Source organism: Streptomyces sp. NPDC127197, from assembly GCF_042672405.1.
GTDB lineage: Bacteria > Actinomycetota > Actinomycetes > Streptomycetales > Streptomycetaceae > Streptomyces > Streptomyces flavusporus.
In genome coordinates this window covers 59,936-80,036 of the sequence record NZ_JBHXVG010000001.1, presented here as the reverse complement: position 1 = coordinate 80,036, position 20,101 = coordinate 59,936, and the positions used below count along the sequence as shown (strand labels likewise).

Genomic DNA, 20,101 nt, shown 5'->3' with positions numbered 1-20,101 from the left:
GGGGAAAGCGCTACCGGGACGGCAGGGCCGTACGGCAGGATCCTGGGATGGAACGTGTACGTGATGTCTCCGCCCTCCCGAAGGCCCATCTGCATCTGCACTTCACCGGGTCGATGCGATCCGCCACTCTGCTGGAACTCGCCGACAAGCACGGGGTGCGACTGCCCGACGTGCTGACCGAGGCCCTGGTCAGCGGGGAGCCGCCGAAGCTGCGGGCGACGGACGAGCGGGGCTGGTTCCGCTTCCAGCGGTTGTACGACGCGGCCCGCTCGTGCCTCAGGGAGCCGGAGGACATCCAGCGGCTGGTGCGGGAGGCGGCGGAGGAGGACCTGAAGGACGGCTCGGGCTGGCTGGAGATCCAGGTGGATCCGACGTCGTACGCCCCCCGTCTGGGTGGTCTGATCCCCGCGCTGGAGGTCATCCTGGACGCGGTGGACACGGCGGTGCGGGAGACCGGGCTCGGCATGCGGGTCCTGGTGGCCGCGAACCGTATGAAGCACCCGCTGGACGCACGCACGCTGGCCCGGCTGGCGGTCCGCTATGCCGATCGGGGCGTGGTCGGCTTCGGCCTCTCGAACGACGAACGGCGGGGCATGGCACGGGACTTCGACCGGGCCTTCGCCATCGCCCGGGACGGCGGTCTGCTCTCGGCTCCGCACGGTGGCGAGCTGACGGGCCCGGCCTCGGTCCGCGACTGCCTGGACGACCTGCACGCCAACCGGGTGGGTCACGGCGTGCGGGCGGCCGAGGATCCACGGCTCCTGAAGCGCCTGGCCGACCGGGGCGTCACCTGTGAGGTGTGTCCGGCGTCGAACGTGGCGCTCGGCGTGTACGACAAGCCGGAGGACGTCCCGCTGCGCACCCTTTTCGAGGCGGGCGTGCCCATGGCGCTGGGCGCCGACGACCCCCTGCTCTTCGGCTCCCGTCTGGCGGCGCAGTACGAGCTCGCCCGGGAGCATCACGGCTTCAGCGACGCGGAGCTGGCGGAACTGGCACGCCAGTCGGTACGGGCTTCGGCGGCACCGGAGGACGTGCAGGCGAAGCTGCTGGCGGGCGTGGACGACTGGCTGACCGCCTGAGTGTTCCGCGGGTCCGAGCCGCCCCGGACTCGGGAGTCGCCCGGCCTCTAGAGGCTGACGCCGACCGTCACCGGTTCGTTGACCAGCGTGATGCCGAACGCCTCATGGACTCCGGCGACGACCTCGCGGGCCAGCGCCAGCAGATCCTCCGTGGTCGCGTCGCCTCGGTTGGTGAGGGCGAGGGTGTGCTTGGTGGAGATACGGGCCGGGCCCGTGCCGTAGCCCTTGGTGAAGCCCGCCTTGTCGATCAGCCAGGCCGCGGAGGTCTTGGTGTGCCCCTCCCCCGCCGGGTAGGCGGGCGGCTCGATGCCGTCGCCGAGCCGCTCCCGCACGCGCGCGTGGAACGCGGCGAACCCCGCGTCGGTCAGGATCGGGTTGGTGAAGAAGGAGCCGGCCGACCAGGTGTCGTGGTCCTCGGGGTCCAGGACCATGCCCTTTCCGGCGCGCAGCTTCAGCACGGCCTCGCGGGCGTCGCCGAGCGGGACGCGGTCGCCGGGCTCGACGCCCAGGGCGCGTGCGGTCTCGGCGTACTTCAGCGGCGCCGACAGCCCGCCCGCGTCCTCCAGCTCGAAGCGGACGCGCAGGACGACGTACCGCTCGGGATCGGCCTTGAAGCGGCTGTGCCGGTAGGAGAAGGCGCACTCGGCGTTGGTCAGGGTGACCGTCTCGCCCGCCCGGCGGTCGTAGGCGATGACCTCGGTGATCGTCGAGGAGACCTCCTGGCCGTACGCCCCGACGTTCTGGATCGGCGTCGCGCCCGCCGAGCCGGGGATGCCGGCCAGGCACTCGATGCCCGCGAGCCCGGCCTCGACCGTGCGGGCGACGGCGTCGGTCCACACCTCGCCGGCGGCGAGCTCCAGCCGCGTGCCGGTGAGTTCGAAGCCGCGCGTGGCGATGCGCAGGGCGGTGCCGTCGAACCCCTTGTCCGAGATGACCAGGTTCGAACCGCCGCCGATGAGCAGCAGCGGCGTACCGGCGGAGTCGGCCTCGCGGACGGCGTCGATCACTTCGGCGTCCGTCGTCGCGGTGACCAGCCGGGTCGCGGGGCCGCCCAGCCGGAGGGTGGTCAGCGGGGCGAGAGGGGCGTCGTGGAGTTCCTGCACGCGCTCAAGACTACGAGACGGCACTGACAGCCCGGCGCCCCTGCCTCTCGCCTCGCCGCCCCGCTCAGGCCAGCCGTACGACCGCCCGCGACATCCCGAGCACCTTCTGCCCGTCGCTGGTGGCCGTCAGGTCCACCCGTACGGTGCTGTCGTCGAGCTTGGCCGCGACCTTGCCGGAGACCTCGATCACGGCCCCCTTGTCGTCGTTCGGGACGACGACGGGCTTGGTGAAGCGGACGCCGTACTCCACGACCGTCCCCGGATCACCGGTCCAGTCGGTGACCACGCGGATCGCCTCGGCCATGGTGAACATGCCGTGCGCGATGACGTCCGGCAGTCCGACCTCCTTGGCGAACTTCTCGTTCCAGTGGATCGGGTTGAAGTCCCCGGAGGCTCCCGCGTACTGGACGAGGGTGGCGCGCGTCACGGGGAAGCTCTGCGCGGGCAGCTCGGTGCCGACCTCGACATCGGCGTACGCGATCTTGGCAGTCATCTGCTCACGCCTCCTCGGCCGCGCGGGCCACCAGCTTGGTCCAGGCGGTGACGACGTGCTCGCCGGCCTCGTCGTGCACCTCGCCGCGGATCTCCAGGACGTCGTTGCCCGCGAGGGACTTGATCGATTCGATGGTCGAGGTGACCGTCAGCCGGTCACCGGCCTGCACCGGACGACTGTAGGCGAACTTCTGGTCGCCGTGCACGACCCGGCTGTAGTCCAGGCCGAGCTGCGGGTCGGCGACGACCTGGCCCGCGGCCTTGAAGCTGATCGCGAACACAAAGGTCGGCGGGGCGATCACATCGGGGTAACCGAGGGCCTTGGCGGCCTCCGGGTCCGTGTAGGCCGGGTTGGCGTCACCCACCGCCTCCGCGAACTCACGGATCTTCTCCCGGCCCACCTCATAGGGGTCGGTGGGCGGGTAGGTCCGCCCCACGAAGGACTGGTCGAGCGCCATGGCTCGGCACCTCCTGGTGTCTGCTGTGGTTGACCGGTGGACGACGGCCTTCGTACGGCGTCCGCTTGCGGGCGCCGTGCCCGGTCAACCGTATAAAAGAGGGCTGTGCCCGATTGCGCTCGACGCCACGCTGGCCGAAAGGGTGACCGAAATGCCGCGAGGCCACCCCCTCGAACTGCGGGGTGGCCTCGTGGCAGCGATCTGAAAGATCTGAATCTTTGAGATGTACGAGCCTGGGTCAGCGCGTCTCGCGGTGCGCCGTGTGCGCGTTGCAGCGCGGGCAGTGCTTCTTCATCTCGAGACGGTCCGGGTTGTTACGCCGGTTCTTCTTGGTGATGTAGTTCCGCTCCTTGCACTCCACGCAGGCCAGCGTGATCTTCGGGCGGACGTCGGTGGCAGCCACGTGAGTGCTCCTTGACGAACGGGTAGGTTAGTTCAACGCAAGAAAGAGTAGCCGATCGAAGGACCGACCCCGCAATCGGCTACTGTCAGTAGCGGTGACCGGACTTGAACCGGTGACACAGCGATTATGAGCCGCTTGCTCTACCGACTGAGCTACACCGCTGCGGTGTGATCAGGCCCCGTCTTACGACGGGAACCCCCCACACCAGAGCCCCAAAACGGAATCGAACCGTTGACCTTCTCCTTACCATGGAGACGCTCTGCCGACTGAGCTATTGGGGCGAGCGATGAAGACATTACACGCTCGGCCGCCGTTCACCCAAATCCGTTTCCCGGCCCGAGCCCCACCGCGAAAACGGATCTCTCAGCAGCCCCGCGAGCCCTCTCCCGCACTGCTCGGGTTCGGCGGGCCACACCAGTACGACTTTTACGCTCCTCCCCGCCGGGGGCCGACCGCCGTCCTAGGCTCGACTCACTCTGTGTGATCTTGGCCGCCTACGCACCCCGTGCCGCACATCACGAGCCCTGAGCCCCCGAGCCCCCCGAGCCCCCCGAGCCCCCCGAGCCCCCCGAGCCCCTGGAACGCGATGCCCGACAGCCAGCCGCAGCCGCCCGACCCCTCGTCGTCCCCGTCGGACTCCCCGGGGCAGCACGCCGCGGCCTCCCTGCTGCTGTGCGGGGCGCGGCTCACCGACGGCCGGACCGTGGACGTCCGGGTGGGCGGCGGGCGGATCGAGGCGGTCGGTACGGCCGGCAGCCTGGGCAGTGCCCGCGGCCGCTGTACGCGCGTGGACCTCGACGGTTATCTCCTCCTGCCGGCCCCGGCCGAACCCCACGCTCACGCGGACACCGCACTGTCCGCCGACGGCGGCCCGGTCTCGTACGAACCCGAGGACATCCAGCGCCGGGCCACGGAGGCCGCCCTGCTGCAACTCGGGCACGGGGCGACCGCGCTGCGGGCGCATGTGCGCGTGGGCGACGTTCAGGGGCTCGGCGCGCTGACCGCCGTTCTTCAGGCACGTCGCTCACTGTGCGGGCTCACCGCGCTGGCGGCGGTCGCGGTGCCGCGGGTGCTGACCGGGGTGGCCGGGGCCGACGGGCTCGCCATGATGCGGGACGCGGTGAAGATGGGGGCCTCTGTGGTGGGGGGTTGTCCGGATCTCGATCCCGATCCGACGGGCTACGTCGAGACGGTTCTGGAGCTCGCCTCCGAACACGGCTGCCCTGTCGACCTGCACACCGACGCCACCGATCCGGCGCGCCTCGCCCGCCTCGCCGCGATGGCCGGCGGGCTGCGCCCGGGCGTGACGATCGGCCCGTGCGGCGGCCTCGGCCGACTGTCCGCCGACGTGGCCGCGCGCACCGCCGACCAGTTGGCGGCGGCCGGAGTGACCGTCGTGTGTCTGCCACAGGGCGGCTGCGGGGCCGTCGACCGACGCGACACGGCTCCCGTACGACTGCTGCGCGCCGCCGGCGTTCGCGTCGCCGCCGGCAGTGGCGCCCTGCGGGACGTGTCCAACCCGGTGGGCCGAGGCGACCCACTGGAGGCCGCCTATCTGCTGGCCTCCCGCTACGGGCTGCGCCCCGAGGACGCCTACGACGCGGTGAGCACCTCGGCACGGGCCGTCCTGGGCCTGCCCGAGGTGCGCGTGGAGGCGGGCTTCCCGGCCGAACTGCTGGCGGTGCGCGGGGATCAGCTCACGGGTGCGCTGTCGCTGGCGTACAGCCGGATCGTGGTGCACCGGGGGCGCGTGGTGGCACGGACGAGCTCCGTGCGGGAGTACTGCAACTGGGAGGCCACGGAGGCCGGGGCGGCTGCGGCGGAGCTGGGGTTGCCTCGGCAGGGGCGGAAGGAGTTGTCGTGAGGGAGTCAGGGGAGGTGTGAGGGGGTCAGGGGAGGTGTGAGGGGGTAGGCGCGGGGCGCGTCGGTGGTGCAGGAGCGCGTTCGGGGGCGCGTATGCATGGGGGCGTATGCGCCCCGGCGCACGCGCCCGCACATGCACTCCCCTGTATGCGCTTCCGGAAGGCGCGCCGTCGGGTGGAGCTCGGGTCGTGGGGCGCATACGGCCGTCCGGGCGTACGGTCGGAAACATGCGCATTGTCATCGCTGGTGGTCATGGTCAGATCGCGTTGCGGCTGGAGCGGCTGCTCACCGCGCGCGGTTACGAGGTGGCGGGCATCATCCGCCGCTCGGAACAGGGCGACGATCTGCGGGAGGCGGGTGCCGAGCCCGTCCTGCTGGACCTGGAGTCGGCCACGGTCGAAGAGGTAGCGGCGCACCTTCAAGGTGCGGACGCAGCCGTGTTCGCGGCCGGCGCCGGCCCGGGGAGCGGGGCGGCACGCAAGGACACCGTGGACAAGGGTGCGGCGATCCTGTTCGCGGACGCCGCGGTCCGGGCGGGCGTACGGCGCTTCCTGGTCGTGTCGTCCATCGGCGCGGACGCGAAGCACGAGGGCAACGAGGTCTTCGACGTCTACCTGCGCGCCAAGGGCGAGGCGGACAAGTACATCCGCGGTCTGGACGCCCTGGACTCGACGATCCTGCGCCCCGGCTCGCTGACGGACGATCCCGGCACCGGCCTCGTACGCCTGGAGGCGCACACGGGCCGCGGTACGGTCCCACGCGACGACGTGGCCACGGTACTGGCCGAACTGCTGGAGACCCCGGCGACGGCCGGCCTGACCCTGGAGCTGATCAGCGGGTCCGCTCCGGTGTCGGTGGCGGTGAAGTCGGTGGCCGGTAACTGAGGACCCGGAGCAGGAGACGAACCGGGAACCTGCCGCAACGAGAAAACCCCCTCCGCACCGCGTTTCCGCAGGTGGGGAGAGGGTCTTCCTCAGCGTGGCGGCGCCAGGATTCGAACCTGGGAAGGCTGAGCCGGCAGATTTACAGTCTGCTCCCTTTGGCCGCTCGGGCACACCGCCGGGTTTGCCGCCATTCGAACCCGCTTTCGGCGGAGCTCGCTGGCAACGACGTAAACAATACCCGATAGGCAGGGGTGCTTCGCACCCGACTATTCGGCGCTCGCGCGACGACAGGTGGCTAGGCTTGTCCGGATGCGGCCCGGGGCCGAGCCGGGCTCGGCTGTCGCCCTGCGTATGCCGCCCCGCACCGATACGCACCCGGATACAAGGAGCCACAGCACATGGCCGACTCCAGTTTCGACATCGTCTCGAAGGTCGAGCGGCAGGAGGTCGACAACGCCCTCAACCAGGCCGCCAAGGAGATCTCGCAGCGCTACGACTTCAAGGGCGTGGGTGCCTCGATCTCGTGGTCCGGCGACAAGATCCTGATGGAGGCGAACTCCGAGGACCGCGTGAAGGCCGTCCTCGACGTCTTCCAGTCCAAGCTGATCAAGCGCGGTATCTCGCTGAAGGCCCTGGACGCGGGCGAGCCCCAGCTCTCCGGCAAGGAGTACAAGATCTTCGCGTCGATCCAGGAGGGCATCTCTCAGGAGAACGCGAAGAAGGTGGCGAAGATCATCCGCGACGAGGGCCCCAAGGGCGTCAAGGCCCAGGTACAGGGTGAAGAGCTGCGGGTCAGCTCCAAGAGCCGGGACGACCTGCAGGCTGTGATCGCCCTTCTGAAGGGCCAGGACTTCGACTTCGCGCTGCAGTTCGTGAACTACCGCTAGTCGGTCGCCGTCCGGCATCGCGGCGCCGTGTGTGCAGCGCGCAAGGGCGGACATCCGATGCCCGCCCTTGCGCGCTGCGCGCACGCGTGTTCGTGATCTGTTGTCGGCCAGGACGGGCTGTGTGCACGGGTCGGTTGCACTGGTCAGTAGGGTGCGGCGCATGACACAGCCCGATTCGGAACTGCGGCGCACCCTCGGCGTGGGCGACGCCGTGATCATCGGCTTGGGCTCCATGGTCGGGGCCGGGATCTTCGCCGCCCTGGGCCCCGCGGCCGCCGCGGCCGGTTCCGGGCTGCTGGTCGGGCTCGCTGTCGCCGCGGTGGTCGCGTACTGCAACGCCATGTCGTCCGCGCGGCTGGCGGCTCGGTACCCGGCCTCGGGTGGAACGTATGTGTACGGTCGCGAGCGGCTCGGGGAGTTCTGGGGGTATCTCGCGGGCTGGTCGTTCGTGGTCGGGAAGACGGCTTCCTGCGCGGCGATGGCACTCACTGTGGGCACGTACGTCTGGCCGGAGCAGGCGCATGCGGTGGCGGTCGCGGCCGTGGTGGCGCTGACCGCGGTGAACTACGGCGGTGTCCAGAAGTCCGCCTGGCTGACGCGGTCGATCGTGGCCGTGGTCCTGGCCGTCCTCGCTCTCGTGGTGGTGACGTGTCTGGGCTCCGAGGCGTCGGACGCGGGACGCCTCGACATCGGCGCCTCGGGTGGCGCGGGGGGCGTGCTGCAGGCGGCTGGTCTGCTCTTCTTCGCGTTCGCCGGATACGCGCGTATCGCGACCCTCGGTGAGGAGGTACGGGATCCCGCGCGCACGATTCCCCGCGCGATCCCGCTGGCCCTCGGCATCGCACTGGCGGTCTACGCGTGTGTGGCGGTGGCCGTCCTTTCCGTGCTCGGGTCGGAGGGCCTGGGGCAGGCGGGCGCGCCGCTGGCCGACGCGGTGCGGTCAGCCGGCGTGCCGGAGTTGGTGCCCGTGGTGCGGGTGGGTGCCGCGGTGGCCGCGCTGGGCTCGCTGCTCGCCCTGATCCTCGGCGTCTCCCGGACCACGCTGGCCATGGCGAGGGACCGGCATCTGCCGGGCGCGCTGTCCGCCGTGCATCCACGTTTCCAGGTGCCGCATCGGGCTGAGCTGGCCGTCGGCGTGGTGGTTGCCGCCCTGGCCGCCACGGTGGATGTGCGGGGCGCCATCGGTTTCTCCTCCTTCGGTGTGCTGGCCTACTACGCGGTGGCCAATGCCTCGGCCTGGACGCTCGACACGGCTCCCGCGAGGCGCGTGGTGCCTGCGGTGGGGTTGCTCGGCTGTGTCGTGCTGGCGTTCTCACTGCCGGGGACATCGGTGGTGGCCGGCGCGGGTGTGCTGACGGTGGGAGTGGTCGCGTATGGCATACGGCGCCGGACGGCTGAGCGGTAAGGGCGCCTCGGCGTCGCATGACCGTGCATCGGCCGGCGCGTCGGATCGTCCCTCCCCATCAGGACGAACTGCGAGCTCGTCCCGAAACGTTCCCGATCGCGCTACAAGGAAGCTGCGGCCCTGCCTGAACGGCGTGACCGGCTGATACTTGTCTCGGCAGGCAGTTCCGGCAGCGACCTGGAAGGTGCCGATCATGAAGTTGTTCAACCTGCTGTTGAACATCCTGTGGCTGATCTTCTGCGGGATCTGGATGGCGATCGGCTATACCGTCGCCGCCCTGGTGTGCTTCATCCTGATCGTCACCATCCCGTTCGGCATTGCGTCGCTGCGTATCGCGGGCTTCGTGCTGTGGCCGTTCGGCAGGACGACCGTGGAGCGGCGGGATGCGGGGGCGCCGTCGTTCGTCGGGAACGTGATCTGGGTGATCTTCGCGGGCTGGTGGCTGGCCCTGGGGCACCTGATCACCAGCATCCCGCTGTTCCTGTCGATCATCGGGATCCCGTTCGGGTGGGCCAATCTGAAGCTGATCCCGGTCTCGCTCATGCCGTTGGGTCGTGAGGTCGTTCCGACGGACCAGAGGTTCGGCGGTCGCTGACCTCCGCCGGTCAGCCCATAGCGGTCGGGGCCGTCCTCACGGGCGGCGGCCTGCCATCTGCTCGAGCCGGGTGATGCGCTCCGCCATGGGCGGGTGCGTGGAGAACATCCTGGACAGTCCCTGGCCCGGACGGAACGGGTTCGCGATCATCATGTGGCTGGCGGTCTCGATCCGGGGCTCGGGAGGCAGCGGAAGCTGTTTGGTGCCGACCTCGAGCTTGCGCAGGGCACTGGCCAGGGCGAGCGGGTCGCCGGTCAGCTGGGCGCCGGACGCGTCGGCCTCGTACTCCCGGGAGCGGCTGATGGCCAGCTGGATCACGCTGGCCGCGAGGGGGCCCAGGATCATGATCAGCAGCATGCCGAAGATGCCGGGACCGTCGTCGTCATCGGAGCGGCCGATCGGGATCAGCCAGGCGAAGTGGACCAGGAACATGATCACGGAGGCGAGGGCTCCGGCGACGGACGAGATGAGGATGTCGCGGTTGTAGACATGGCTCAGCTCGTGGCCGATGACGCCGCGCAGTTCACGCTCGTCCAGGATGCGCAGGATGCCTTCGGTGCAGCACACGGCGGCGTTGCGTGGGTTGCGGCCGGTCGCGAAGGCGTTCGGCGCGTCCGTCGGGGAGATGTACAGGCGGGGCATCGGCTGGCGGGCCTGCGTGGAGAGGTCGCGGACCATGCGGTACAGGGCGGGCGCCTCGAACTCGCTCACCGGGCGGGCACGCATCGCGCGGAGCGCGAGCTTGTCGCTGTTCCAGTACGCGTACGCGTTCGTGCCCAGCGCGATCAGGACGGCGACGACGAGCCCGGCACGCCCGAAGAAGCTGCCGATGACGATGATGAGTGCGGACAGTCCCCCGAGGAGTACGGCGGTCCTGAGCCCGTTGTGCCGGCGGTGCACGGTACGCCCTCCAAGTGGTGCAGCAGGGGAACCCTTTGCTTGCTGATCTCTGATCCCGCTGGTCCGTGGTGACACGACCAGTGGAACCTCCCGATTCGGACAACGCCAGGCGGGAGCCACGAGTTCCCTTGCGCGGCCGTCACCCGCGCGTGGGCCGCGCGGGTGACGGCGGCCTGTTCGGCGTACTAGAAGAGCCCGGTGTCCGTGAAGCGCAGCACCAGCTGGGGTGCGCCGGACAGGCCGATGCCCAGGGCGGCGGTCAGGGCGATCGCGGCCGTGAGGGGGGCCGGGACGAGGTGCTTGGCGGGCTCGCCCTCGGGAGCGCGGAACAGCAGGGCCGTCCACTGGAGGTAGTAGAACAGCGCGATCACCACGTTGGCGGCCATGACCACGGCCAGCCAGCCGAGACCCGCGTCGACGGCGGCGGAGAAGACGGTGACCTTCGCGAAGAGGCCGATGATGCCCGGCGGCAGTCCCGCCAGGCACAGCAGGAAGAAGGCCAGGAGCAGCGCGGTCACGGGGTTCGAGGCGTACAGGCCCCGGTAGTCGGTGATGCGGTTGAGGGTATTCGTACGGCCCACCAGTGCGGCCACCGCGAAGGCGCCGAGGTTCACGGCGGCGTACATGAGCGCGTAGGCGACCGTGGAGCCGATCGACTGCTCGGCGTCGTCGGAGTACGCGGCGGCGGCGATCGGCACCAGGAGGTAGCCGGCCTGGCCCACGGACGACCAGGCGAGCAGGCGAACCGCGCTGTACGCGCGCGTGCCCTGCTGACGGAGGGCGCCGACATTGCCGACGGTCATGGTGAGGGCGGCCAGCACGGTGAGTGCCGGGCCCCAGGCGTCGGCGTACGACGGGAAGGCGATCACCGTGACGAGGATCAGGCCGGAGAAGCCGACCGCCTTGCCGACGACCGACAGATACGCCGCAACGGGGAGCGGGGCACCCACATACGTGTCGGGCACCCAGAAGTGGAAGGGCACGGCGGCCGTCTTGAACGCGAAGCCGATGAGGGTGAGGACGACTCCGGTCTGCGCGAGGGTGTCGAGCTGTCCGTCGACGTCCTGGATGCGGTCGGCGATCTGAGTGAGGTAGAGGGTGCCGGTGGAGGCGTAGACGAAGCTGATGCCCATGAGGCTGACCGCGGTCGCGGTGACCGAGGACAGGAAGAACTTCAGGGCGGCTTCGGAGGACCTCTTGTCGCCGTGGCGGATGCCGACCAGGGCGAAGGCGGGCAGGGAGGCGACCTCCAGGGCGACGATCAGGGTCGCGAGATCGCGGGAGGCAGGCAGGAGGGCTGCGCCGGCCGCCGAGGAGAGCAGCAGGAACCAGAACTCCCCTTCGGGGAGTCCTCTGCGCGCGTCCTTCAGGGCGGTGACGGACAGGAGGGCCGCCAGGAGGGCGCCGCCGAGGACCAGGAACTGGATGACGAGCGTGAAGCGGTCCGCCGTGTAGCTGCAGACGTCGGCGTCACCGGTGAGGCAGAAGGTAGAGCGGTCGCCGTCCAGGAGCGGCAGCAGCATCAGTGAGGACACGGCGAGTCCGGCGACGGAGATCCAGCCCAGGAGCGCCTTCTTGGCGTCGTCGACGAACAGGTCGGCGACGAGCACACCGAGTCCGACCACGGCCGCGATGGTGGGCGGCGCGATGGCGAGCCAGTCGACGGACTGGACCATGGACTGGGCCATCGGCTGTGCCAGGGAGCTCATCGGGTGCCTCCTGCAAGGAGCTGCTGCACGGCCGGGTCGGTCAGGCCGAGGAGGGCCTTCGGCCAGAGTCCGGCGACGACGGTGAGGGCGACGAGCGGGGTCCAGGCCGCGAACTCGTAGGTCTGCACATCGGCGAGTTCGGGCGCGTCCTGCGGTACGGCGCCCATGCAGACCCGGCGGACCACGACGAGCAGGTACGCGGCCGTCAGCAGCGTGCCGAACGCGGCGATCGCCATGAAGGTCAGGAAGGCGGGGCGGCTGAGGTCGGCGGCGGGCCGGAACGCGCCGAACAGCGCCAGCATCTCGCCCCAGAATCCGGCGAGGCCCGGCAGGCCGAGTGAGGCGACCGCGCCGAAGGCGAGCAGACCGCCGAAGCGCGGGGCCTTGCCGTACAGCGCGGCGCCGGTCTGTTCGGCCAGGGCGTCGAGGTCGGTGGTTCCGGTGCGGTCCTTCAGCGCGCCGACCAGGAAGAAGAGCAGGCCTGTGATGAGGCCGTGGGCGATGTTGGCGAACAGCGCGCCGTTCACGCCGGTCGGCGTCATGGTCGCGATGCCGAGCAGGACGAAGCCCATGTGGCCGACGGAGGAGTAGGCGATGAGGCGCTTCAGATCGCCCTTCGCGCCCTGCTTGGCGAGGGCCAGGCAGGCCAGGGACCCGTAGATGATGCCGACGACGGCGAAGGCGGCGAGGTAGGGCGCGAACGTGCGGAAGCCGTCCGGCGCGACCGGCAGCAGAATTCGAACGAACCCGTACGTGCCCATCTTCAGCAGGACGCCGGCCAGCAGGACCGAGCCGACGGTCGGCGCAGCGGTGTGGGCGTCGGGGAGCCAGCTGTGCAGCGGCCACATCGGCGTCTTGACCGCGAGCCCGATTCCGATCGCCAGAACGGCAATGACCTGCACGGATGTGGTCAGCGACCGGCCGTTGTCAGTGGCGAGTGCCACCATGTCGAATGTGCCCGCCGTGATTCCGATCAGGAGCAGGCCGAGCAGCATGACCACGGAACCGAGCAGTGTGAAGAGGATGAACTTCCAGGCGGCCTGGGTCCGTCCCTCGCCGCCCCAGCGGGCGATGAGGAAGTACATCGGGATCAGCACGATCTCGAAGGCGAGGAAGAACAGCAGCAGGTCGAGCACGGCGAAGGTGGCGAGGGTGCCGGACTCGAGGACGAGCAGGAGAGCGACGAACGCCTTCGGGGTCGGGCCCGCGGGCATCTTGAAGTACGAGTAGAGCGCGCAGAGGAAGGTCAGCAGCGCGGTCAGCACGAGAAGGGGGAGGGAAATGCCGTCGACGCCGAGGTGGATGCGCACGTCGAGGGCGGGGATCCAGCTGATGTCTGTGCTGGCCTGCATCTTCGACGGCTGGTCGTGGTCGAAGCCGAGCGCGAGGACGATCGCGGCGATGAGGACCGCGCCGGTCACGGTGACGCCATGCCGTAGCACGGCCTGCTCGGGCGACTTCCCCTTCAGCCCGGGCGGGGCAGGCAGGAGAGCGGCGGCGGCACCGAGGAGCGGGCCGACGACGATGAATGCCAGAAGGAACTGCATCACGGACTCGCTGATATCGATCACGCCTGCTCACGCTCCCGTGGCGACGAGGACGGCGGCGACCACCAGGACGACGGTGCCGGCGAGCAGCGCGCTCACATAGGTCTGCACATTGCCGGTCTGGGCACGCCGTACGGCGGCACCGAGCCAGCGGGGCAGGGCACCCGCGCCCCGTACGTAGGTGTCGACGACCTCGCGGTCGAGGAAGCGGACGAGGCCGGCGCCGGCCCGGACGGGGCGGACGAACAGCGCCGAGTACACGGCGTCCACGTGGAAGCCGACGGCCGCGTGGCGGTGCAGCGGGCCGAGCAGCAGGCGTGCCGGGTCCGCCGGGTCGGGCGCGTGGGCCACGCCTCCGTACACGGGTTCGTGGCTCGCGATGGCCTCGGCCTCGACCTGCGCGGCGTCGCCCTCGGGGTGGGCCGCGACCGCACCCAGAGGCACGCGGGCCGCCAGCTCGGTGGTGTGCCGCCAGGCGGCGTAGGTGACGATGCCCCCGACCAGGGCCAGGCCCGTGCCCAGGACGGACGTGGTGAGGGTCGGGGTCAGCTCACCGCCGTCGAACCAGCCGGGCAGCGACTGGTACGCCAGTCCGCCGAGGGCGAGGGACGGGGCGGCGAGCACCCACAGGACCACGGTCATCGTCAGGGGCTGCCTGCCGTGGTCCGGAGCCTCGGTGCCGTGGCCGCGGAAGGCGAGCAGCCACAGGCGGACGGCGTACGCGGCGGTGAGCAGGGCCGTGAGCAGGCCGACGACGAGGACGATCCAGCCCGCGGCAGCGGGGGCGTGCTCGCTGTGGCCGGTAGTGACGTGTTCGGCGGCACCGAGGACGGACTCCTTGGAGAAGAAGCCGCTGAAGGGCGGGATCGCGGCGAGTGCGAGGAGCGCCACGGTCATCGTCCAGTAGGCGTCGGGAACGCGGTCGCGCAGGCCGTGCATGCGGGACATGGCGGCCAGGGAGTTGGTGCCGGCGGCGTGGATGATCACGCCCGCCGCGAGGAACAGCAGCGCCTTGAAGGCGCCGTGCGAGAGGAGGTGGAAGACGGCGGCTCCGCGGTCGCCGACGGCCAGGGCGCCGGTCATGTAGCCGAGCTGGCCGACCGTCGAATAGGCGAGGACGCGCTTGATGTCGTCCTGGGCCAGCGCGGCGAGGGCCGAGCCGGCCATGGTGACGGCGGCCATGACGGCGAGGACGACCATCGCGGCCTGGGAGGCCTCGAACACCGGGAGGAGACGGGCGATGAAGTAGACACCGGCGGCGACCATCGTCGCGGCGTGGATCAGTGCGGAGACGGGGGTGGGGCCCGCCATCGCGTCAGGTAGCCAGGTGTGCAGCGGGAACTGTGCCGACTTGCCCGCCACGCCGGCCAGGAGCAGCAGGGCGATCAGTGTCGGGTTGTCGATGCCGCCGGCAGCGACGGTGCCGAGCACCCGCGTGATGCGGAACGACCCGGCGTCGACGGCCAGCGCGAACAGACCGATCAGGAAGGGGACGTCACCGAGCTTGGTCACCAGGAAGGCCTTGAGGGAGGCGGCGCGGGCCTCCGGGGTCTCCCAGTAGTGGCCGACCAGGAAGTAGGAGCAGATGCCCATGACTTCCCAGCCGACCAGCAGCACCATCAGGTCGCCCGAGTAGACGACGAGCAGCATCGCGGAGGTGAACAGGGACACGAGCGCGGCGTACGAGGGGTAGCGCGGGTCGTCGCGCAGGTAGCCGGTCGAGTAGATCTGCACGCAGGTCGCCACGAACGCGACCAGGACGGCGACGAGGGCGGCGAAGCCGTCGATGTGCAGGGCCAGCTCGATCGGGATCGAGCCGGTGGGAGTGAGTTCGGTCGCGGCGTCGACCGCCTCGTCGCCGCCCTGGCGCACGGCGACCAGCACCGCGAGCACGAGCGACGCGAGCGTCGGCAGGACGGCGATCGGACGGACGAAGCCGGGAGCCGTGCGGCCGAGGACCAGGCCCGCGGCTGCTCCCAGGAACGGAAGGAGGGGGACGAGGACGGCGAGGGTGGTCGTGGTCACGCGGTGGCCTCAGCCTTCTCGGCGGCCGGCTCGGCCGCGGCAGCGTCGCCGGCGGATGCGTCGGCCTCGTGGCCCTCGGCGGTGTCGCGGAGCTTGTCGATGTCCGAGGTGCCGCGGTTGCGGTAGACGGCGAGGACGATCGCCAGGCCGATGCCGATCTCGGCGGCCGCGATGGCGATGGTGAACAGGGTCAGCGCCTGACCGGAGTGCAGGGTCTCCTCGGCTGTCCTGCTGAGCCAGACGTCGAAGGCGACCAGGTTCAGGTTGACGGCGTTCAGCATCAGCTCGACCGACATCAGGACCAGGATCGCGTTGCGGCGGGCCAGGACGCCGTACAGGCCGGTGCAGAACAAGAGGACGGAGAGAACGGCGGGATAGGCGAGGTGCATCAGCGGACACCACCCTTGTCACTGCCCTGGGCGCTTCGGGTGCTCGGGACGGGCGGGGAGCTCTCGGTGCCGGACTCGGCTGCCTTCGCCTTGCGGGACAGGACGATCGCACCGACGAGGGCGGCGAGGAGGAGGACGGAGAGGGCCTCGAAGGGAAGCACCCAGTTCTGGAAGAGGGCCTTTCCGGTGACCTCGGTGGAGCCGGCGGGGGCACCGTCCAGGTCGATCCAGGTCGTACGGAACGCGTCGACGACGACCCAGATCAGGGCGGCGGCCGAGGCGACGGCCACGGTGAGGGCGGCCCAGCGGTTGCCGGAGTCGGCGTCCGGGGAGCGGCCGATGGGGGCCTTGGTGAGCATCAGGCCGAACAGGAGGAGGACGACCACGGAACCCACGTAGATGAGGACCTGCACCCAGGCGATGAACTCGGCGGTGAGCAGCAGGTATTCGACGGCGAGACCGCCGAGGGTCACCACCAGCCACAGGGCGGCATGCACCAGCTGTCTGGTGGTGACGGTGACGATCGCGGCGCCGAAGGTGACCAGGCCGACGAGGAGGAAGGCGATCTCGACGCCGGTCGGGGAGAGGAAGCCGTGCGCTTCCGCGGCCGTGGTGGTGGCCGTGGCGTGCGCCGTCGTGGCGGCTGCGGCGAGAGTCATGACTCACCTCCCTGCGGATCGGCGGGTTCGGCCGGCTCGGTCGGCGTCGCCGGCGCGGCCTGCGCGGCCGCCAGCTTCTCGGCGGTCTTGCGGGCGGCGGCGATCTCCTTCGGTTCCTCCGCGCCGGGGTCGAGAGCAGGCGGGGCCGGGACCGTCCACATCCACTCGCGGAGCTTGTCGCGTTCGTGGGTGAGGTCACGGATGTCGGTCTCGGCGTACTCGAACTCCGGGGACCAGAACAGCGCGTCGAAAGGACAAACCTCGATGCAGATACCGCAGTACATGCACAGCGAGAAGTCGATGGCGAACCGGTCGAGGACGTTGCGGCTGCGCTCGCGGCCGCCGGGCGTCGCCGCCGGGATCGTCTCCTTGTGGGAGTCGATGTAGATGCACCAGTCCGGGCACTCCCGGGCGCACAGCATGCAGACCGTGCAGTTCTCCTCGAACAGGCCGATCACACCGCGGGTGCGGGGCGGGAGGTCGGGCTGGACGTCCGGGTACTGCTCGGTGACGGTCTTCTTCGTCATCGTGCGGAGGGTGACGGCCAGGCCCTTGGCGAGGCCACTGCCAGGGATCGGAGCCATGGTTACTGGATCACCACCTTCACGATGCCGGTGAGGGCGATCTGGGCAAGGGAGAGGGGGACGAGGAGGGTCCAGGACAGCTTCTGGAGCTGGTCCTCGCGCAGGCGGGGGTAGGTCACGCGCAGCCAGATCACCAGGAACGCGAGGACGGCGGTCTTCAGCAGGGTCCAGACCCAGCCGAGGCCGTCGGCGCCCCAGGGGCCGTGCCAGCCGCCCAGGAAGAGGACGGTGGTCAGGCCGCACAGGACGATGATTCCGGCGTACTCGGCGAGGAGGAAGAGAGCGAAGCGCAGTCCGGTGTACTCGGTGTACGCGCCGAAGATGATCTCCGAGTCGGCGACGGGCATGTCGAACGGGGGGCGCTGCAGCTCGGCCAGCCCTGCCACGAAGAAGACGATCGCGCCGACGATCTGCCAGGGCAGCCACCACCACTCGAAGGCGTCCAGGATGCCGGGGAGGGAGACCGTGCCGGCCGCCATGGCGACGGAGGCGGCGGCGAGGAGCATCGGGAGTTCGTAGGCGAGGAGCTGAGCGGCGGTGCGCAGGCCGCCGAGGAGGGAGAACTTGTTGGCGGAGGCCCAGCCGGCCATGAGCGAGCCGAGGACACCGACGCCCATCACGGCGAGCACGAAGAAGATGCCCGCGTCGATGACCTCGCCGACCGCGCCCTCGCCGGGGCCGATCGGGATGGCGAGCAGGACCAGGAGGTACGGCAGGAGGGCCACGGCGGGCGCGAGCTGGAAGATACGGCGGTCCGCGCCGGTCGGGACCACGTCCTCCTTCTGCGCGAACTTCACGCCGTCGGCGACGAGTTGGGCCCAGCCATGGAAGCCGCCGGCGTACATGGGACCGAGGCGGCCCTGCATGTGTGCCATCACCTTGTGCTCGGTCTGGCCGACGATCAGAGGGAAGGTGAGGAACACACCGAAGACGATCAGGAGTCGCAGGGCGACGTCGAGCGCGTCGTTCACTGTCGGCCTCCTGCGGGGTCCTCGGGGTTGGGGGTCTGCTCCGTGTCCTTCTCCTCGTGCTCGTCGAAGGCCGGACGTGCGTGGTGCCACGGCGCGTCGGAGCTGCGCGGGGTGGCGGTGTCGGGCCGGGCCTGCTCGGCGTCCGCGCCCTCCGCCCGCTGTGAAGCCGAGCCCTCACTGGCACTCCGCGCACGCCGGGGCCCAGCAGCTGCGCCCGTCGCCCGCTGCGAAGCCGACCCCTCGCTCGCGCTCCGCGCGCGGCGTGGGGATTCGGCGGGCGTGGAGGCGGGCGTCGGGCGCTGGCTCGTCGAGCCCTCCGTGGCCGTGCGGGTGCGGCGTGCGGGGCGTTCGCCTGCGGGGCCGGCGGCGCCGCGCGCCGGACGGGCGGGGGCCGGGGGGAGCTGGCCCTTGAGCGGGCCCCATTCGTTCGGGTCGGGGACGCCCGGGGGCAGCATCTGGCGGCGCTTGGGGGCACCGTGGCCCGCGGCCTCTCCCGGTTCCTTCGCCCCCGGCCATGCCTTGGCGACGCGGGAGGCGAGGATGAAGTCCTTGCGGAGCGGGTGGCCTTCGAAGGTCTCCGGAAGGAGGAGGTGGTCCAGGGACGGATGGCCCTCGAAGGTGACGCCGAACATTTCGTGGGTCTCGCGCTCGTGCCACGCCGCGCCCGCGTAGACGTCCACGGCGGAGGCGAGGACGGGGGTTTCGTGCGGGATGGTGGTGCGCAGCAGAAGGCGGCGTACCGGGGAGAGCGCGACGACGTGCGCCGAGATGCGGAAGCCCGTGCCCGGCTCGTCGACCGCGCTCAGCCAGTCGAAGTAGGTGCAGCCCAGCTCGTCGCGGGCGGTGCGCAGCGCCGCGGTCCAGGTGGCCGGGGGTACGTCGACCGTCAGGACCTCGTACGACTCCTCGGCTGTGGCCTCCGCACCGAACAGCTCCTCGGCGGGGGCGGGCAGCCAGCCGACCGTGCTGCTCATCAGGCCTCCCCCGCACCGGTGCCGGCCGCGGCCGACGGTTGTACCAGGCCGCTCTGCAGCGCGGCCGCAGACGGGCGCGCCGTACCGTAGCGCTCGCCCAGCGACTCGCGGGCGATCTTCTCCTGGAGCTTGAGGATGCCCTGGAGCAGTGCCTCGGGACGGGGCGGGCAACCGGGGACGTAGACGTCGACGGGGATGATCTGGTCGACGCCCTTGGTGACGGAGTACGAGTCCCAGTAAGGGCCGCCGCAGTTGGAGCAGGCGCCGAAGGAGATGACGTACTTCGGCTCGGGCATCTGCTCGTACAGGCGTTTGACAGCGGGCGCCATCTTGTCGGTGACCGTGCCCGACACGACCATCAGGTCGGCCTGGCGCGGGCCCGGCGCGAACGGGATGACGCCGAGGCGGATGAAGTCGTGGCGGGCCATCGACGCGGCGATGAACTCGATGGCGCAGCAGGCGAGTCCGAAGTTGAAGACCCAGAGCGAGTAGCGGCGGCCCCAGTTCAGGACGACCTTCATGGGCTCGGGGGCGAGGCGCGCGAGGGCCCCGAGACGCTTCGGCTCCGGGAGCAGTACCGGCTCGGGAGGAGTCGCCGAGGGGGTCGCTTCTGGCGTCACGTCCATGCCAGGACACCCTTCTTGTAGGCGTACAGCAGTCCCACGGCCAGGAAGCCGAGGAAGAGGAACATCTCCACGAGGGTCGTCGCCCCGTAGCCGGGGGCGGCGAAGACCGTTGCCCACGGGAAGAGGAAGATCGAGTCGACCGCGAAGATCACGTACAGGAAGGCGTAGACGTAGTAGCGGACCTGGGTGTGGGCCCAGCCCTCGCCCACGGGGTCGACGCCGCACTCGTACGTCAGGAGCTTCTCGGGGGTGGGGACGACAGGGCGCAGCAGTCGGCCGGCGCCGAACGCGATGGCGACGAACAGCACGCCGATGGCGGCGAGCAGTCCGACGACCGAATAGGACTGGAAGTAGTCGGCCGCGACGACTGCGGTCCGTTCGACGGTCGGTTCCCGCACGTCCGTCCCTCGCTCCCCTGACCTCGACCCGATGATCTTGCGATGACCTTGCAGTATCTGTACGCAACGTGAGTCTAGGGCCTGTTAAAGCGGCGGTAAGCAGCTCATCATCGCCTTGAGCGGCCGGGGTGGGGTTTTCCTCAGCAGAAC

The 20,101-nt window shown here is 70.5% G+C and carries 21 protein-coding genes and 3 tRNA genes; 6 read left to right on the top strand and 18 right to left on the bottom strand.

Annotated features, from left to right (window positions below):
• The first annotated feature begins 47 nt into the window (after positions 1-47).
• The gene (locus tag ACFVJQ_RS00405; RefSeq protein ID WP_224738976.1) at positions 48-1,079 is read left to right on the top strand and encodes an adenosine deaminase; all 1,032 of its coding nucleotides are present in this window, start codon (positions 48-50) and stop codon (positions 1,077-1,079) included.
• Between the two features lie 47 nt (positions 1,080-1,126).
• Here ACFVJQ_RS00405 and ACFVJQ_RS00400 read toward each other — a convergent pair whose 3' ends face one another.
• The 6 genes from ACFVJQ_RS00400 to ACFVJQ_RS00375 form a co-directional block, all read right to left on the bottom strand.
• Entirely contained in the window at positions 1,127-2,182 is a 1,056-nt protein-coding gene (locus ACFVJQ_RS00400) for a UDP-N-acetylmuramate dehydrogenase (protein ID WP_385779813.1), read from the bottom strand.
• A gap of 64 nt (positions 2,183-2,246) precedes the next feature.
• The gene (locus ACFVJQ_RS00395) at positions 2,247-2,675 is read right to left on the bottom strand and encodes a MaoC family dehydratase (protein ID WP_385779811.1); all 429 of its coding nucleotides are present in this window, start codon (positions 2,673-2,675) and stop codon (positions 2,247-2,249) included.
• 4 nt (positions 2,676-2,679) lie between these two features.
• Positions 2,680-3,132, bottom strand: a complete 453-nt coding sequence (locus tag ACFVJQ_RS00390) for a MaoC family dehydratase N-terminal domain-containing protein (protein WP_129799302.1) — start codon at positions 3,130-3,132, stop codon at positions 2,680-2,682.
• A gap of 238 nt (positions 3,133-3,370) precedes the next feature.
• On the bottom strand, positions 3,371-3,535 hold the full coding sequence (rpmG, locus tag ACFVJQ_RS00385; RefSeq protein WP_003948671.1) for a 50S ribosomal protein L33: 165 nt from the start codon (positions 3,533-3,535) through the stop codon (positions 3,371-3,373).
• A gap of 89 nt (positions 3,536-3,624) precedes the next feature.
• Positions 3,625-3,697 (bottom strand) — tRNA-Met (locus tag ACFVJQ_RS00380).
• A 46-nt stretch (positions 3,698-3,743) separates the two neighbouring features.
• Positions 3,744-3,816: transfer RNA gene (locus ACFVJQ_RS00375), tRNA-Thr, on the bottom strand.
• Positions 3,817-4,121: 305 nt separating this feature from the next.
• Between ACFVJQ_RS00375 and ACFVJQ_RS00370 the strand changes: the two genes are divergently transcribed.
• Both ACFVJQ_RS00370 and ACFVJQ_RS00365 read left to right on the top strand, forming a co-directional pair.
• Positions 4,122-5,399 (top strand): amidohydrolase family protein, encoded by a 1,278-nt coding sequence (locus tag ACFVJQ_RS00370; protein WP_385779808.1) that lies wholly within the window; start codon positions 4,122-4,124, stop codon positions 5,397-5,399.
• Positions 5,400-5,625: 226 nt separating this feature from the next.
• Positions 5,626-6,282, top strand: coding sequence for an SDR family oxidoreductase (locus ACFVJQ_RS00365; RefSeq protein WP_385512457.1), 657 nt, complete (start codon positions 5,626-5,628; stop codon positions 6,280-6,282).
• A 95-nt stretch (positions 6,283-6,377) separates the two neighbouring features.
• Here ACFVJQ_RS00365 and ACFVJQ_RS00360 read toward each other — a convergent pair.
• Positions 6,378-6,459, bottom strand: a tRNA-Tyr gene (locus ACFVJQ_RS00360).
• A 221-nt stretch (positions 6,460-6,680) separates the two neighbouring features.
• On the opposite strand from ACFVJQ_RS00360, the gene ACFVJQ_RS00355 reads away from it, so the two are divergent.
• The 3 genes from ACFVJQ_RS00355 (at position 6,681) to ACFVJQ_RS00345 (ending at position 9,169) form a co-directional block, all read left to right on the top strand.
• On the top strand, positions 6,681-7,169 hold the full coding sequence (locus ACFVJQ_RS00355) for a YajQ family cyclic di-GMP-binding protein (protein WP_129799305.1): 489 nt from the start codon (positions 6,681-6,683) through the stop codon (positions 7,167-7,169).
• Positions 7,170-7,329: 160 nt separating this feature from the next.
• Positions 7,330-8,574: an APC family permease gene (locus ACFVJQ_RS00350; RefSeq protein WP_385779805.1), complete on the top strand. Its 1,245-nt coding sequence runs from the start codon at positions 7,330-7,332 to the stop codon at positions 8,572-8,574.
• Positions 8,575-8,767: 193 nt separating this feature from the next.
• Entirely contained in the window at positions 8,768-9,169 is a 402-nt protein-coding gene (locus ACFVJQ_RS00345) for a YccF domain-containing protein (protein ID WP_224735775.1), read from the top strand.
• Between the two features lie 36 nt (positions 9,170-9,205).
• Here the strand turns inward: ACFVJQ_RS00345 and htpX are convergent, their stop codons facing one another.
• The 11 genes from htpX to ACFVJQ_RS00290 form a co-directional block, all read right to left on the bottom strand.
• Positions 9,206-10,069: a zinc metalloprotease HtpX gene (gene htpX / locus ACFVJQ_RS00340; RefSeq protein ID WP_385512460.1), complete on the bottom strand. Its 864-nt coding sequence runs from the start codon at positions 10,067-10,069 to the stop codon at positions 9,206-9,208.
• A gap of 185 nt (positions 10,070-10,254) precedes the next feature.
• Positions 10,255-11,778 carry an NADH-quinone oxidoreductase subunit N gene (locus ACFVJQ_RS00335; RefSeq protein WP_385779801.1) on the bottom strand — a complete coding sequence of 508 codons (1,524 nt, stop codon included), beginning with the start codon at positions 11,776-11,778 and terminating at the stop codon, positions 10,255-10,257.
• The gene (locus tag ACFVJQ_RS00330) at positions 11,775-13,349 is read right to left on the bottom strand and encodes an NADH-quinone oxidoreductase subunit M (protein WP_385512463.1); all 1,575 of its coding nucleotides are present in this window, start codon (positions 13,347-13,349) and stop codon (positions 11,775-11,777) included. Before ACFVJQ_RS00330 ends, ACFVJQ_RS00335 begins: the two co-directional genes overlap by 4 nt.
• Positions 13,350-13,355: 6 nt before the next feature.
• Positions 13,356-15,350 carry an NADH-quinone oxidoreductase subunit L gene (locus tag ACFVJQ_RS00325; RefSeq protein ID WP_385512465.1) on the bottom strand — a complete coding sequence of 665 codons (1,995 nt, stop codon included), beginning with the start codon at positions 15,348-15,350 and terminating at the stop codon, positions 13,356-13,358.
• Positions 15,347-15,739 (bottom strand): NADH-quinone oxidoreductase subunit NuoK, encoded by a 393-nt coding sequence (gene nuoK / locus ACFVJQ_RS00320; RefSeq protein ID WP_224738322.1) that lies wholly within the window; start codon positions 15,737-15,739, stop codon positions 15,347-15,349. Before nuoK ends, ACFVJQ_RS00325 begins: the two co-directional genes overlap by 4 nt.
• Positions 15,739-16,398 (bottom strand): NADH-quinone oxidoreductase subunit J, encoded by a 660-nt coding sequence (locus ACFVJQ_RS00315; protein WP_385512466.1) that lies wholly within the window; start codon positions 16,396-16,398, stop codon positions 15,739-15,741. Before ACFVJQ_RS00315 ends, nuoK begins: the two co-directional genes overlap by 1 nt.
• Positions 16,395-16,982, bottom strand: coding sequence for a NuoI/complex I 23 kDa subunit family protein (locus ACFVJQ_RS00310; protein WP_385779798.1), 588 nt, complete (start codon positions 16,980-16,982; stop codon positions 16,395-16,397). The genes ACFVJQ_RS00315 and ACFVJQ_RS00310 overlap by 4 nt, the downstream gene beginning before the upstream one ends.
• A 2-nt stretch (positions 16,983-16,984) precedes the next feature.
• On the bottom strand, positions 16,985-17,953 hold the full coding sequence (locus ACFVJQ_RS00305; RefSeq protein WP_129799314.1) for a complex I subunit 1 family protein: 969 nt from the start codon (positions 17,951-17,953) through the stop codon (positions 16,985-16,987).
• Complete coding sequence (locus ACFVJQ_RS00300) at positions 17,950-18,927, bottom strand: NADH-quinone oxidoreductase subunit C (protein ID WP_385779795.1); 978 nt, start codon at positions 18,925-18,927, stop codon at positions 17,950-17,952. Before ACFVJQ_RS00300 ends, ACFVJQ_RS00305 begins: the two co-directional genes overlap by 4 nt.
• Entirely contained in the window at positions 18,927-19,553 is a 627-nt protein-coding gene (locus ACFVJQ_RS00295; RefSeq protein ID WP_385779792.1) for an NADH-quinone oxidoreductase subunit B, read from the bottom strand. Before ACFVJQ_RS00295 ends, ACFVJQ_RS00300 begins: the two co-directional genes overlap by 1 nt.
• Complete coding sequence (locus tag ACFVJQ_RS00290; protein ID WP_129799316.1) at positions 19,544-19,951, bottom strand: NADH-quinone oxidoreductase subunit A; 408 nt, start codon at positions 19,949-19,951, stop codon at positions 19,544-19,546. The genes ACFVJQ_RS00295 and ACFVJQ_RS00290 overlap by 10 nt, the downstream gene beginning before the upstream one ends.
• Positions 19,952-20,101: the final 150 nt, after the last annotated feature.